12 protein-coding genes and 2 tRNA genes are annotated in these 13,751 nt (G+C 32.1%); 3 read left to right on the forward strand and 11 right to left on the reverse strand.

The window, feature by feature from the left end; genetic code table 11:
* Positions 1-172 precede the first annotated feature (172 nt).
* The 9 genes from V6624_RS09110 to V6624_RS09150 form a co-directional block, all read right to left on the reverse strand.
* On the reverse strand, positions 173-1,393 hold the full coding sequence (locus V6624_RS09110; RefSeq protein WP_111286362.1) for an MFS transporter: 1,221 nt from the start codon (positions 1,391-1,393) through the stop codon (positions 173-175).
* A 372-nt stretch (positions 1,394-1,765) separates the two neighbouring features.
* The gene (locus V6624_RS09115; RefSeq protein ID WP_111286364.1) at positions 1,766-2,809 is read right to left on the reverse strand and encodes a Gfo/Idh/MocA family oxidoreductase; all 1,044 of its coding nucleotides are present in this window, start codon (positions 2,807-2,809) and stop codon (positions 1,766-1,768) included.
* Between the two features lie 78 nt (positions 2,810-2,887).
* Positions 2,888-3,958 (reverse strand): NADH:flavin oxidoreductase/NADH oxidase, encoded by a 1,071-nt coding sequence (locus V6624_RS09120; RefSeq protein WP_111286366.1) that lies wholly within the window; start codon positions 3,956-3,958, stop codon positions 2,888-2,890.
* Between the two features lie 116 nt (positions 3,959-4,074).
* Complete coding sequence (locus V6624_RS09125; RefSeq protein WP_338841608.1) at positions 4,075-6,225, reverse strand: peptidase domain-containing ABC transporter; 2,151 nt, start codon at positions 6,223-6,225, stop codon at positions 4,075-4,077.
* Positions 6,226-7,368 (reverse strand): HlyD family secretion protein, encoded by a 1,143-nt coding sequence (locus V6624_RS09130; RefSeq protein ID WP_111286370.1) that lies wholly within the window; start codon positions 7,366-7,368, stop codon positions 6,226-6,228. It lies immediately after the preceding gene.
* Between the two features lie 319 nt (positions 7,369-7,687).
* The gene (locus V6624_RS09135) at positions 7,688-8,080 is read right to left on the reverse strand and encodes a hypothetical protein (RefSeq protein WP_111286372.1); all 393 of its coding nucleotides are present in this window, start codon (positions 8,078-8,080) and stop codon (positions 7,688-7,690) included.
* Between the two features lie 635 nt (positions 8,081-8,715).
* Positions 8,716-8,868, reverse strand: a complete 153-nt coding sequence (locus tag V6624_RS09140; protein ID WP_162614951.1) for a hypothetical protein — start codon at positions 8,866-8,868, stop codon at positions 8,716-8,718.
* Positions 8,869-9,053: 185 nt separating this feature from the next.
* On the reverse strand, positions 9,054-9,215 hold the full coding sequence (locus tag V6624_RS09145; protein ID WP_111286374.1) for a class IIb bacteriocin, lactobin A/cerein 7B family: 162 nt from the start codon (positions 9,213-9,215) through the stop codon (positions 9,054-9,056).
* Between the two features lie 59 nt (positions 9,216-9,274).
* Positions 9,275-9,595 (reverse strand): hypothetical protein, encoded by a 321-nt coding sequence (locus tag V6624_RS09150; RefSeq protein WP_239455657.1) that lies wholly within the window; start codon positions 9,593-9,595, stop codon positions 9,275-9,277.
* Positions 9,596-9,934: 339 nt separating this feature from the next.
* Here V6624_RS09150 and rseP point away from each other — a divergent pair, with 339 nt between their 5' ends.
* The 3 genes from rseP (at position 9,935) to V6624_RS09165 (ending at position 11,548) form a co-directional block, all read left to right on the forward strand.
* Positions 9,935-11,278: an RIP metalloprotease RseP gene (rseP, locus tag V6624_RS09155; protein ID WP_111286376.1), complete on the forward strand. Its 1,344-nt coding sequence runs from the start codon at positions 9,935-9,937 to the stop codon at positions 11,276-11,278.
* An 83-nt stretch (positions 11,279-11,361) separates the two neighbouring features.
* Positions 11,362-11,435 (forward strand) — tRNA-Asn (locus V6624_RS09160).
* Between the two features lie 39 nt (positions 11,436-11,474).
* Positions 11,475-11,548: transfer RNA gene (locus V6624_RS09165), tRNA-Asn, on the forward strand.
* A gap of 542 nt (positions 11,549-12,090) precedes the next feature.
* Here V6624_RS09165 and V6624_RS09170 read toward each other — a convergent pair.
* Both V6624_RS09170 and V6624_RS09175 read right to left on the reverse strand, forming a co-directional pair.
* Entirely contained in the window at positions 12,091-12,768 is a 678-nt protein-coding gene (locus tag V6624_RS09170) for a hypothetical protein (protein ID WP_111286378.1), read from the reverse strand.
* Positions 12,769-13,039: 271 nt separating this feature from the next.
* Positions 13,040-13,717, reverse strand: coding sequence for a hypothetical protein (locus V6624_RS09175; protein WP_111286380.1), 678 nt, complete (start codon positions 13,715-13,717; stop codon positions 13,040-13,042).
* Positions 13,718-13,751: the final 34 nt, after the last annotated feature.

The following is a 13,751-nucleotide window of genomic DNA, read 5'->3' on the forward strand; positions in this document are numbered from 1 at the left end:
CAAAATCATTTTAGGATCGAAATCCTTCATTCAAAAGATAAAATTGGCTTTTGGAAAAAAGAGCGTTGTAAACTCAAGCAATTGCTTGAATTCAAATATAGAAAGAAATATTTAAAAACAAATAAATTCCTACAAATTTATTTGTTTTTAATCAATATTAATCAAAAAGATATTAAGCTGATGTTCTAATTTTAGAAACCATAAAAGCAATTAGAACTCCAAAAATTCCAATAAATGCAAAAGAAAACTGCAATCCGAAACTTTGCGCAATATGCCCAATTACTGGAGGTCCCATTAAGAAACCTAAGAAACTTACACTCGAAACAATCGTTAAAGCTTCTCCCGCAGGAACTGTTGGGTTTTTACCTGCAATACTATAAACGGTAGGAACAATCGTTGCAACGCCCAAACCTACAAACATAAAAGCAATGGTACATGGAATAATATAAGGTAGAAAAACAGCTGTAAAAAGTCCGGCCGAAATCATAACACCACTAATCTGCATAACGCGTTCGCGTCCAAATTTATTGATTAATCCGTCACCAAGAAATCTTCCGCTAGCCATCATAATCATAAAAGAAGTATAACCTAAAACCACCAATGGTCCTGGCGCTTTTACAATATCTTTAAAATAAACACCACTCCAGTCAAACATAACACCTTCGCTGGCCATACTGCAAAATCCGATTACACCAAGCCAAAGCAAAGCGGTATCTGGTTTTACAAATAGTTTTTTGCCTTCTTCTTTTGGTTTCTTTTTTTCTTTGGCTCTAACTAAAAATTTAAAATTAAACGCGACCATCAATAAAACTATAATCCCCACAATTATAAAATGATGCAGCGGATTTAGTTTTAAAGCCAGCATTCCTAAACCAACTAACGCACCTGTGAATCCTGCAAAACTCCACATTCCGTGAAATGATGACATGATTGTCTTTTTAAACAAAACTTCGGTATAAACGCCTTGTGTGTTTACAGCGATATTGGCAAGGTTTCCAAATAAACCAAACAAAAATAATCCGAGAGATAATTGTAATGCCGTTGTTGCTAAACCTAAGTTTATAAGACAGAAAACGTACATTATTAAAGAAAAAATAAGAATGCGGTGGCTTCCAAATTTTGTGACCATTTTTCCTGAAAACGGCATGATAGCCAATTGTCCAACTGGAAGCGCAAAAAGTATAGAACCTAAATCTCCTTCGCTTAAATTTAAAGCCGTTTTAATATCTGGAATTCTGCTCGCCCATGTAGCAAAACTCAAACCCATTCCGAAATAAAACATTCCAACAGCAAAACGAATACGGTTTAAATAAGAGGCTTTTGCTTCTCTAAATACTTTCTTGATTTTTCCTTTGGTCTGAAAAAGCGCTAATGGGTTAAAATTTATCAGCATATTAAATTTTTATGATATTGTCAAAAATACTAAAAACGCATGGCAAAGTGCGTATATTGAAGAACTATACACAATTTACAACGTTATTGTTTATAAATTAAGAAGTTTTCAATTATAATCTTCTTATTAAAATTACAATTTTTCAGGTTTAGTAGAATTATAATTTGTTTCATTTTTTTAAAACTAATAAAAAGGGCTGTCTCAAAATTGAGATAGCCCTTTTTATATATGATTTATTTGTTCCGTAGGAACGTTTGACACATTAGATTATTAAAAAATGGCATCAAAATCAAACGTTCCTACGGAACGTAAATGCGTCTGAATATTATTTTTTCTACCGACGAAACATTCCTACGGAATGATAATCCTAACTTAGGATATGCTGATTACCTTTTGCTGTGCATTACTTGCAATTGCAGCTTCTATAATCTGCATTACTTTCACACCCTCATCTGCTGTAACCGGTTCTTTTTTATCGTTTGCAATCGAATCGTAAACGCCGTCGAAGAAACTGAAATAGTTGCCTTGAAGCGTTGGGATTTTTTCTCTCACAATTTTACCTTCAATTTCAGTATGTAGAAGTCCTTGCAAGCTTTCGTCTTCTGTCCCCCAAGAATCTAAATTCGGTTTTTTACCCACTTTCAAATCATCTTCTTGAACATCTCCGCGAGGTTTTAAGAAAGATCCTTTTTTTCCATGAATGGTGTATGCCGGATTGGCTTCTCTCACAAAAAAACCAGCTTTTAGACGAACTCTGAAATTAGAATAAAACAAAGTCAGATCGATCCAATCGTCTACAACAGAATTTTCTCTGGTTACACGAATGTCTCCAAAAACGGCTTTTGGGCATCCAAACAAGCTTACAGCTTGATCAATAATATGCGGCCCCAAATCTTTAAGAACTCCAGCTCCGTCATTTGCTGTTTCTTTATGCGCTTTTGGACTCAATAATGGATTGTAACGGTCAAAATGAAATTCTGCTTCTACCAAATCTCCTAAAACGCCGTCGTCGATTACTTTTTTTATGGTTTTAAAATCGCTGTCCCATCTTCTGTTCTGAAAAACAGCCAATTTCAAGCCTTTTTCTTTTGCAATTTTGACTAACTCTTTTGCTTCAGCAACTGTTGTTGTAAAAGCTTTTTCTACAACTGCATGCTTTCCTGCCAAAAGCACTTTTTTAGCATATTCGTAATGCGTTCCCACTGGTGTATTTACGATTACTAAATCGACATCATCGCTTAATAATTCGTCTAGCGAAGCGTAACTTTTTACGTATGGATAATCTTCTTGAATTAATTTTTTGCTTCTTTCCCAAGAACCTAATAATTCAAATCCTTCGTGAATATCTAAAAACGGAGCATGGAAAACTTTTCCTGACATTCCGTATGATAATAGTGCTGTCTTTATCTTTTGCATTGGTTTTGTTTTAGTTTATTCGCCACGAATTCACGAATTAAAAAAAAATAGATTCGTGAATTCGTGGCGGAAAAAAAATTAAAGTTTAGCTCTCTCGTATTGTTTTGGCCATTGAATATCGTCATTTAATTCTCTAGCGAAATCTAAAGGCAAGTTCGGATTTCTCAATGATTCTCTGGCGAATAAAATTAAATCAGCTTGATCCATATTTAAAATTTCTTCTGCTTGTCTGGCTTCTGTAATTAGTCCGACTGCGCCTGTGGCAATGTTGGCTTCTTGTTTTACTTTTTCTGCAAAAGGAACCTGATAACCTGATCCTAATGTTATTTTTTGATGCGAAACCAATCCGCCTGAAGAAACATCGATTAAATCTACTCCTTTTTCTTTTAATATTTTAGAAAGCTGTACAGATTCTTCTGGATTCCAACCATTTTCTGCCCAATCTGTTGCTGAAATTCTAACAAATAAAGGCAAATCTGAAGGCCATTCTGACTGAACTGCTTCTACAACTTCTAAAGTGAAACGGATTCTGTTTTCGAAACTTCCTCCATATTCATCTGTTCTTACATTCGTTAAAGGAGACAAAAACTGGTGCAGTAAATAACCATGAGCCGCATGAACTTCTAAAACCTGATATCCTGCTTCCACTACTCTTTTTGTAGCAGTTTTAAAATCGGAGATTACTTTTTGAATTCCGTTTTTATCTAAAGCTTCTGGAAGAAATGGTTCGCCATCATGATACGGAATCGCACTTGGCGCAACGGTCTGCCATCCGCCTTGAGCGAAATCTAATTTTTTATTTCCCAACCAAGGAGCCGAAACACTTGCTTTTCTTCCCGCATGTGCTAACTGGATTCCCGGAATCGAATTTTGAGAAACAATAAAAGCGTTGATTTGTTTTAATTTTTCGATATGTTCATCTTTCCAGATTCCAAGATCTGAAGGAGAAATTCTGGCTTCTGGAGAAACTGCTGTTGCTTCCTGAATAATAAGTCCAGCTCCGCCAGTTGCACGGCTTCCTAAATGAACAAGATGCCAATCATTTGCAAATCCGTCAATTGCAGAATACTGGCACATTGGGGAGATTGCAATTCTATTTTTTAAAGTGATTTTTTTTATCGTGAGCGGAGAAAATAATTTCGTTGCCATATACTTGTAACTTTTAATGATTTTATACTACCAATTGAGTAAGGCAGTGTTCAAAAAGTAAAGTTACAGCATCTTGTTAAAACGAGAAATCGAAATGTTTATTAATTAACAAACATTTAAATCAAATTCTGCTTATTCCACAAATTGAAATACTCCGTTTTTTGTTCTAACAAATCAAAATGATTTCCAGATTCCACAATTGAACCATTTTTCATAACTAATATAGTATCTGCATTGGCTATTGTGCTCAAACGATGTGCAATGACAATTATAGTTTTTCCTGAGGATTTAAAATTATCAATAACATCTTTCACAATTTTTTCTGATTGAGTATCTAATGATGCCGTCGCTTCATCCATTAACAAAATTTCGGGATTTTTATACAATGCCCTTGCGATGGCAATTCTTTGTTTTTGTCCGCCCGAAAGCATCGCTCCATTTTCACCAATCTGTGTTTCAAATCCATTTGGCAATTTTTCGACAAACTCATGAATTCCAAGTTGTTTTGAAAGCTCTAAAATTCTCTGAATATTAGGAAAAGATTCCCCTAAAGCAATGTTCTCTATAATATTTCCAGAAAACAAATTAAGCTGTTGGGGAATAACACCAACAATTTCTCTTAAACTCTTATAATGAACATGATGAAGGTCAAAATCTCCAATATTAATTTTGCCCTCTTTTATTGGGTAAAGGTTTTGCAATAACGAAATTAAAGTAGTTTTTCCGCTACCGCTTTCACCTACAATCGCTGTTGTCTGGTTTTTCTTGAATACGGCATTAAAATTTTTAAAAACTTCCATGCGAGATCCATACCGAAAAGAAACATTTTCAAATTTTATATCTCCCAAATTTTCTTTTGATAATTCAATTTTGTTTTCTGTTTCTTCTCTTTCTAAATCCATGATTTCAAAAAGTCTGTCTGCTGCAATTAGTGCATTTTGTGCTGTTTTATTCATATTTATTAAAGAAGCCACAGGAGAAGTAAAATATCCTATCAGAGCATAAAACGAAAACAATTCTCCAGGAGTAATTGCTCTGTCGATTACATAACCTGAACCAATCCACATTAAGATTACAGTAAATACAGATGCCAAAAACTGCGTCGATGTTGTGGCAAAAATGCCATTTAGACCAGATTTATATGTTATAAACAATAGTTTTACAAATTTGTTTTCGGTTTTTAAATTTGAAAACTCTTCGATCCCAAATTCTTTTACAGTTCTAACATGCGTAATGCTTTCAACTAATTGTGTTTGTAATTCAGCTGCATTTTCCATTATGTTTCTTTCAACCTTTTTGTTGAATTTATTTAGCAGAAAATAAACAAAAACATAAAACGGAATAACCAGAATAATGACCAAAGCCAATTTCCAATAATAGGTAAACATTAATACAAATGAAAAGACGACGATAAAAATATTTACAATCATTTCGATCGCAGTTTCATTTATAAAGGATCGTATTTTTACAGCATCATTTATTCTAGATGTGATTTCTCCGATTTGCATCGTGTCAAAAAACCGCTGTGGCAGATGAAGCAAATGTTTATAATAACCTAAGATTAATTTGGCATCGATTAACTGGCGTGTTTTCATCACAAAAATGCTTTTCTTTGAGCCAATATAAGCCTGAAGCAAAATAATTGCGATCATGGAAACACTTAATAAATTAAGCAGATTTCTATTGCCATCAACTAAAACATAATCCGTTATTTTTTGAATATAAATAGACATAGCCAATCCTAAAACTGTAAATACAATAGCACCAATTAATGCTTGAATTAAAATAGTTTTGTGTGGCTGAATTAAATTCCAAAACCGTTTTATAGGCGAAGTTTTTTCATTTAATGTTTTAAAATCATTATTTGGTGCAAAAAGAATTAAAACGCCCGTCCAGATTTTTTGAAATTCATCAAAAGTGTATGTTTCCATTTTACCAAAACCTGGATCCATAGCCATGATTGTAGATTTTTCAACTTTATAAATCACTACATAATGATGTAATTGCTCTTTTGTGATAATGTGGGCAATTGCTGGAAGCGGGATTTTATCTAAAGAATCAAAACCTCCTTTTACTCCTTTTGCTGTAAAACCCATTTTCTCGGCAGCTTCAATTATCCCAAGAACATTAGTCCCTCGCTTATCTGTATTGGCATATTGACGAATTCTGGCTATGGGAAGATTAACTTTGAAATGGTTTCCAATAGATGCCAAACAAGCAGCACCACAATCTTTAATATCATGTTGTTTTATTTTTATTGAAGCCATTTATATTTTAGCAGATAATTGTTTTGGGTTTAGCCAATTGTCTATTTTGTCAAATAGCAAATCGAATAAACTTCGGCGTGTAATTATATATCTTGTGGTTAAGGTCATTCCTTTTGAAACATCGGTTTTGTAACCCGATTTTAGGTGTAAAGTTTTAGAATCTAATGCACAGCGAACTTTAAAAAATGCTTGTTCTCCCTGCATTGTTATATTTTGGTCAATATCAATTACTTTCCCTTCCAACAAACCCCATTGGTTATAATTAAAAGCATCTAATTGAAATTTTACTTTTTGATTTTTCTTAATCAAACCAATATCATTTGGAGAGACATTATTCTCAACAATAAGATGATCTGGAGAAGAAATTGTTGCAATAGATTGCGATGCATTTACAAAAGAACCTTTTTGAATCCCTGAAAAGTTTTCTATAGTTCCCGAAATGGGAGCCAAAACAAAATAATTATTCGACTCAACGTTTATTTTAGTAACAGTTCCATTAAGATTTTTTAATCGTTCTTCTAAATCTCTTTTCTGATTTTCCCATGTTGATTTTTGCTGACTTACAAAACTTTGCAACGCTTGTTTGGCTAAACGTAATTCATAATCATATTTTTCAAAATCTGCTTTTGCAATAATATCTTTATCATAAAGAATTTTATTACGATCGTAATTTATTTGTGCTTGCGAAATTTTACTTTGCAGTTCGTTTTTCCCTGATTGAAATTTAAATAAATCCTCTCGCGCTGTGGATGTCTGCAATTGCGATGTTTTGTTGTGCAAAAGATTTGAAATATCACTTAACAATAACAAAACAGAGCTTGACAATGTATCTTGGGTTCTTTTCTCGCTTTCCAAATTCTCTTTAGAGATCTTTAAAAGTGTATCTCCTTTTTTTACAAAAGCATTATTTTTTAATGCTATCCAATTTATCCTGCCGCTTACAATTGTTGCAACAGGAACATTGTCTATCTTGCTTCTAATAATACCACGGCTCTGACTACTGATGTCGACTTTAATTAAAGGCAATAATCCCAAGAAAATCAGAACGGTTAAAATTAAAATCAAATAGATTGAAAAGCTTTTTGTTTTGTTTTTTGCTATAAGATTTTCTAGGGTGTTTATTGGGTCTGAACTAAAATTCATAGAAAGATTTTGACATTAAAAAATTCTCTTTCCAAGAACTTTAGGAAAGAGATTGTCTGACCAAATTAAAAGCATTTGTTATTTAAAAAGATAACCAATAGCATAGCCTAGTAAGTATAAGGATACACATATAAATATTCCCAATCTTATCTGTTTTAAAAATTTAGATGATTCCATAATATATATTCTTCTTTATAATTAATCCTAGTTTAATAAATAATACAAAGCCTTTCCAATTACTTTTCCACTGTAATATGTAAAAATCACAAATGCTGCTACTGTAACAATAATTTCTAACTTAATATTTATTTTAAATTTTCTACTTCCCATATTTTTTTAATTCATTCATTTTTAATTGATTTTCAAAAGAATAGGTTTTAGACATTTTATTATAAATCTCATATAATTGAATAATTTTTCCCGACATTTCTTTTTTGTCATTTTTGTTCATTTCGACAGAAATTCTTAAATGTAAAAGATCTGCAAAATCTTTAATATTTTCGTAATCAACATTTCCAGAAATTATTTCGATTATTTTTTCTGTCTCCTTTTCTAAAATTAATTTTAAAGACAGCCTAAAATGATATTCTGTAAACTCATTAATATAATTATCAATGTCTTCAACGTCTAAAGGTTTCTGTTTTGATAAGGCTGATAAAAAATCTGACAAATATTTAATGTTTCTTAAAATTGAATCTTTATTTGTTTCCATATAAATGATCATAAATACTAAACCTTAATCGTCTCATGAGTTTTATTTCTATCAAATTCCTCATTAATTTTATGAACTACTAAAAAGAAAAGGAATGCAACTGGAAAAATAAAAATCATTAAATAACTTATAATATTTTATTGCTGTTTTATTGTTTTCGCTGTATAAGTATGCTTAACAATTATTTAATGAAAACAAAGTACTAGTGACTATTACAAAAACAGAAACACAAAATCCAAACAAAACAAGTATAAATACATTAAATTATTATCCCATTTTCTTTCATACAATATTTATAATGAGGGAGTTTTAGATCCCTCATTTAAAACATCAACTTTCTTGTTTATTGGTTTAGAGCTGAAATTTAATTTAAAAATTGCCCAATAACATATCCACACAGATAAGAGAACCCTAAAATGTAGATAGTAATTATTATTGATTTTAATTCCGATGACATTTCCATAAATAAATTAATTAATGTGATATAAATAGCCTATGCATATCCAACACCATGTGCGATACCTATGATCGTTATATCCACAAGTATAACTAGTAGAATTCCACCTTCAACTTCCTGATTATTAAGTTTTTAGATGAGGAATTTTAACAATCTCTCATCTAAAAAAAGTTGTGATTTACCAAGAATAAACCATATCGTAAGCATTTGAGATGCCCGACAAATATGCATGACCTGAGAATCTTATAAATTCTCCAACTCTGTAAGCAAATGTTACTCCTCCACTAATTTCTCTTGCTTCTTCTATTGTTAATTCTGTTATATTTTCCATATTTAATTATTTTTAGTTAAAAAAGACTTCTAATAAATTTTTCGATAAAATCCCATTGTGAAAAAACAAATAGCAATGAAATAAAAATTATAATTTTTATAAAATTTCTTTTTATTCTTTTCTTTTCAGTTTTTTGATATTGTTTTTCCATAATTTTCTATTCTTAAAAATTTTACATTTATGATTTAGTCTTTACAAGGCAGTCCCTTAAGACCTCTTTCAAAATTATCCCAATCAGCAATACAAGCAGTTGCAATCGCTCCAAGAACAACTAACCAAATTCCTCCTTCGACTTCTTTTATCTCTTGAGCATTAAGCTCAACCAAATTCAATTCTTCTAAATTCATAATTCAAATTTTAAATGTTAATAAACTCAACAAAATTCATTTTCTCGAGAAGCATTTTGTTACAGCAAACTTATCAGACTTCCGTCCAATAAACTTGGACGGAAGTTAGAACCTCCAAAAATTTCTTTAGATTCATCATCTTTTATTGTTTTAAGGGAAAAATTCAAAATCAATTCAAAATGAGTTTCATAATAAAATGTCTCTCTTTTTTTACAATATTTTATTGGAGCATCGAGTTCTTTTATTAGGTCTAGCTCGTTGTAAAACTGGCTTCGGCTCAAACATAACCTTCTTGCAAATGCCAGAGGAGAGCCTGTTTTTTCTCCAGAAATCAATTTGTGCATTTCTTTTATTCTCTCAATTTGTTTAATAAAATTCATATTCTCACTGTAAAAAATTAATAAAACAAAAAAGTCTTTAAGAAATTCAAAATAGTTTTGTTAACTACTTAAGAATAATCTTATAAGCTTAAAAAAATGAAATTAGAATTGAAATTTTAAAAAACCTTCCCCAATAAGTTTTAAAAATATCAGAATAGGACATTTTGTAACATTTTCATGGAATGAAGTACTAATGCAATAATTGAGATTTACTTTTTTGTTTAATAAAAACTAATATAATTATTAACAAACATTTAAAATCTTAAACACTATATTGCACACTTATATTAAAATAGAAAACGCTACTTTTGTGCGTTAAATACGAATTAAAAACAAAAAATGGATATAGTTATCAAACTCTCTCAATTTCTATTGAGTTTATCTTTACTTATTATTCTTCATGAATTAGGGCATTTTATCCCTGCTAAATTGTTTAAAACCAGAGTCGAAAAATTTTATTTGTTTTTTGATGTTAAATATTCACTTTTCAAAAAGAAAATAGGAGAAACAGAATACGGTATTGGATGGCTTCCTCTTGGTGGTTATGTGAAAATTTCTGGAATGATTGATGAAAGTATGGACAAAGAGCAAATGGCTCTGCCTCCACAGCCTTGGGAATTTCGCACAAAACCAGCTTGGCAGCGTTTAATTATTATGCTTGGTGGTGTTACGGTAAACTTTATCTTGGCTTTTATTATATATATAGGTATGGCATTTGCTTATGGAGATACGTATATTGCTAATGCTGACTTAAAAGATGGTGTTGCAATTGAAAATCCTGCTATGCTTAAAGCTGGTTTTAGAACTGGTGATAAAATTATTTCTATTGATGGAAAAGCTGTAGAAAATTTTGATAGTGACATGAACATGAATGTGATCATGGCAAAACACGTTTTGATTGAAAGAAACGGACAACAGCAAACGATTACTATGCCAACAGATTTTGTTGACCAGCTTTCTAAAACAGAAAAAGGAATGCTTATCGATATCCGCAGACCTTATGCTATTGGAAAAGTTACAGAAGAATCTGCTAATCAGAATTTGAAGGCAAAAGATTTGATTCTTTCTCTTAATGGACAAAAGATTAAATATTTTGACGAGGCAAAAGCTGTTTTATTAGCTAATAAAGGAAAAGAAATTCCTGCAGTTGTTTTACGTGATTTTAAAGAAACTCCAATTACTTTAAAAGTTAATAATGAAGGAAAATTGGGAGTTATACCTGGTGGTTTAGACATGAAATCATTAGAAAAACTAGGTTATTATAAAATAAGCACAAAAGAATATGGTTTCTTCGAATCTATTCCGGTTGGTCTTCAAAAAGGAAAAGATCAATTAGTAGGTTACGGAAAACAATTGAAAATGATTTTTAATCCAGAAACTAAAGCTTACAAACAAGTGGGTGGTTTTGCTGCGATTTACAACATTTTCCCTAGTTCTTGGAGCTGGGAAGTATTCTGGTCAATCACAGCTTTATTGTCAATTATGCTTGGAGTTATGAATTTATTGCCAATTCCAGCACTTGATGGTGGACATGTGATGTTTTTATTGTATGAAATTATTAGTGGCAAAAAACCGAGCGATAAATTCCTAGAGAATGCGCAAATGGTTGGTTTTGTTTTACTTATTTCACTACTACTATTTGCTAATGGTAACGACATTTACAAGGCAATTGTTGGCAAGTAAAAAAAAGTCAAAAAAAGAGTGAAAATGTTTTTGAGAAACTAAAAATAGTTTTATATTTGCACTCGCTAAAAAGAGCAACAACTTCCTCCTTAGCTCAGTTGGTTAGAGCATCTGACTGTTAATCAGAGGGTCCTTGGTTCGAGCCCAAGAGGGGGAGCAACTTTTTTTAGCAAACATATTAACCTTTTAAGGTGATTCCTCCTTAGCTCAGTTGGTTAGAGCATCTGACTGTTAATCAGAGGGTCCTTGGTTCGAGCCCAAGAGGGGGAGCTTAAAAAAAGACGATCAAATTGATCGTCTTTTTTTTTGCCCAAATTCTTTTTTACGCAGAGGACGCTAAGAGTTTTTTTTATGCAAGACTTAATAGGAACCGCAAGAGTTCGCAAAGGTCTACAAAATTGTCATTTCGACCGAAGGGAGAAATCGCACTAGAAACTCCACAAAGTATATTTCCAATCTTTGCCGATCTGCGTGTGTGATTTCTCCCTTCGGTCGAAATGACAAAACTGCTTCTTTAGATAAAATTCGCAAAGTTTTATTCGTGTAGAATATCAAACATAACCCGTGGTTTCAACCACGGGAAACGAATAATAGTCTCTCTTTATATCTCAATGGTTAAAACCATTGGCTATAACTATAAATAAGAAATCAGGCTAAAACTTAAAATAAAAAAAGTTCACAAAGCTATACATACACAAAGCTCTGTGAACTTAATATTTAGATTTTGGTAACACTCAGCATCAAAATAGCTTTGCGACCTTTGCGCCTTCTTAGCGTTCTTTGCGGTTAAAAAAACTTCGCAAGCAAAAAAACTACTTCACAACCAAAGTTTTGCTTTTAAACCTTTTCATCAAAGCATTTGCTTTTTCTAATTGATTGATTGCTTTTAAGGATTGAGCATATCTGTAGTAGTAAATAACATCGGGATCTTTGACCAAATTAAGCAACTGTTCATAATAACTCGCTGCGGTATTAAAATTACCTTCAAAATAAAGTCGGTCGGCTACTTTTTGTAGCATTTCTGGAGTTCGATAGCCTTTCTCTAATACTTTAGCGTAAGTGCCTGTTACATCTACACTAGTGTATTTCGTTTCTTTGGCAGGAGCCGAAATAGCAACCTCAACAGGTTTGAGTGAGGTTAATAAATGCTCTTCTTTGGCTTTTGGAGATTCAACTGGAGCGATTGTTTTGTCTTTTCTTTTTACATATCTCGGAATCACCGTTCTGGTGTTATTTGGACCTAAATCGTAAGTGTCAACCATTTCAAGTTTGGAAACTTCGTAGGTTATAATTCTTCCGCCAAAAAGTTTATTGATTCTTTCTTCTACATAATAGGATTTTATAACCAGATTTTCATCCGACTGAGTGTCTGTCAATAATATGGTCTGCCCTTTTGCTGTCGAAACTGTTGTGTTTTCTTTTTTCTGGGCGAAACAATTGAGGTAAATTATTAATAAAAATGCGCTGAAAAACACTCTGGACTTTTTCATAAACAGTTCAATAAAATTAGTGGTCTGGCTAAAAATTTTATTAAATATATATGATTCAGCGTGTTACACTTTAACAATCTCTGTAACTAACTTGAAAAAACGTTAAAATACCTTTTTTCGATGAAGCCTTCCTGATTACGGAAAAAGCTTCCTTATGTTGTTGTTTTTTAACCGCAAAGACGCTAAGAAAGCGCAAAGTTAGCAAAGTTTTTAATAATCAAACTTTGCTAACTTTGCGTAAAACCTTGTGCCTTTGCGGTTAAGAAAAAAACTATTTAACAGCTAGCGTTTCGCTTTTGAATCTTTTCATTAAAGCCTCTGCTTTTTCAGTTTCGTTAATGGCTTTTAGAGATTGAGCATATCTATAAAAATAGATTACTTCTAAATCTGAAGTTAGCTCAAATAACTGCGTATAATAACCTGCGGCTTCGGTTAGATTTCCATCAAAATAAAGTCGATCGGCAACTTTTCTTAGCATTTCGACTGTTTTGTAACCTTTGTCGATTACTTTTCCATAAGTATTTATTACATCAATATTAATCGATTTTGATTTTGGAACAGAAGCTGTAAGTGCTGTTTGGGCGGGTACTAAAGGTGTTTTTACATCTTCTAAAGGAGCTTTTGCCGGTATAGCATTAGGAACTATGAGATGTTTTGGTTTTGCATATATCGGGATTACAGTTCTGGTGTTATTTGGACCTAAATCGTAAGTATCGACCATATCCAGTTTTGAAACTTCATAGGTTATAATTCTTCCCCCAAAAAGCTTATTAATTCTTTCTTCTACATAATAGGATTTTATAACAAGATCTCTACCTGCAAGATTATCCGTCAATAATATCGTGTTTCCTTTTGCTGATGAAGCGGAGGCAGTGTTGGTGCGCTGGGCAGGACAGTGAAGAGAAAATACGAATGCAAGTGTACTTAAAACTGCTCCATACTTTTTCATGATTAATCATTAAAATTAAATGCCAGGACTTAAA

It is taken from the genome of Flavobacterium ginsenosidimutans, from assembly GCF_037478105.1.
Classification (GTDB): domain Bacteria; phylum Bacteroidota; class Bacteroidia; order Flavobacteriales; family Flavobacteriaceae; genus Flavobacterium; species Flavobacterium ginsenosidimutans.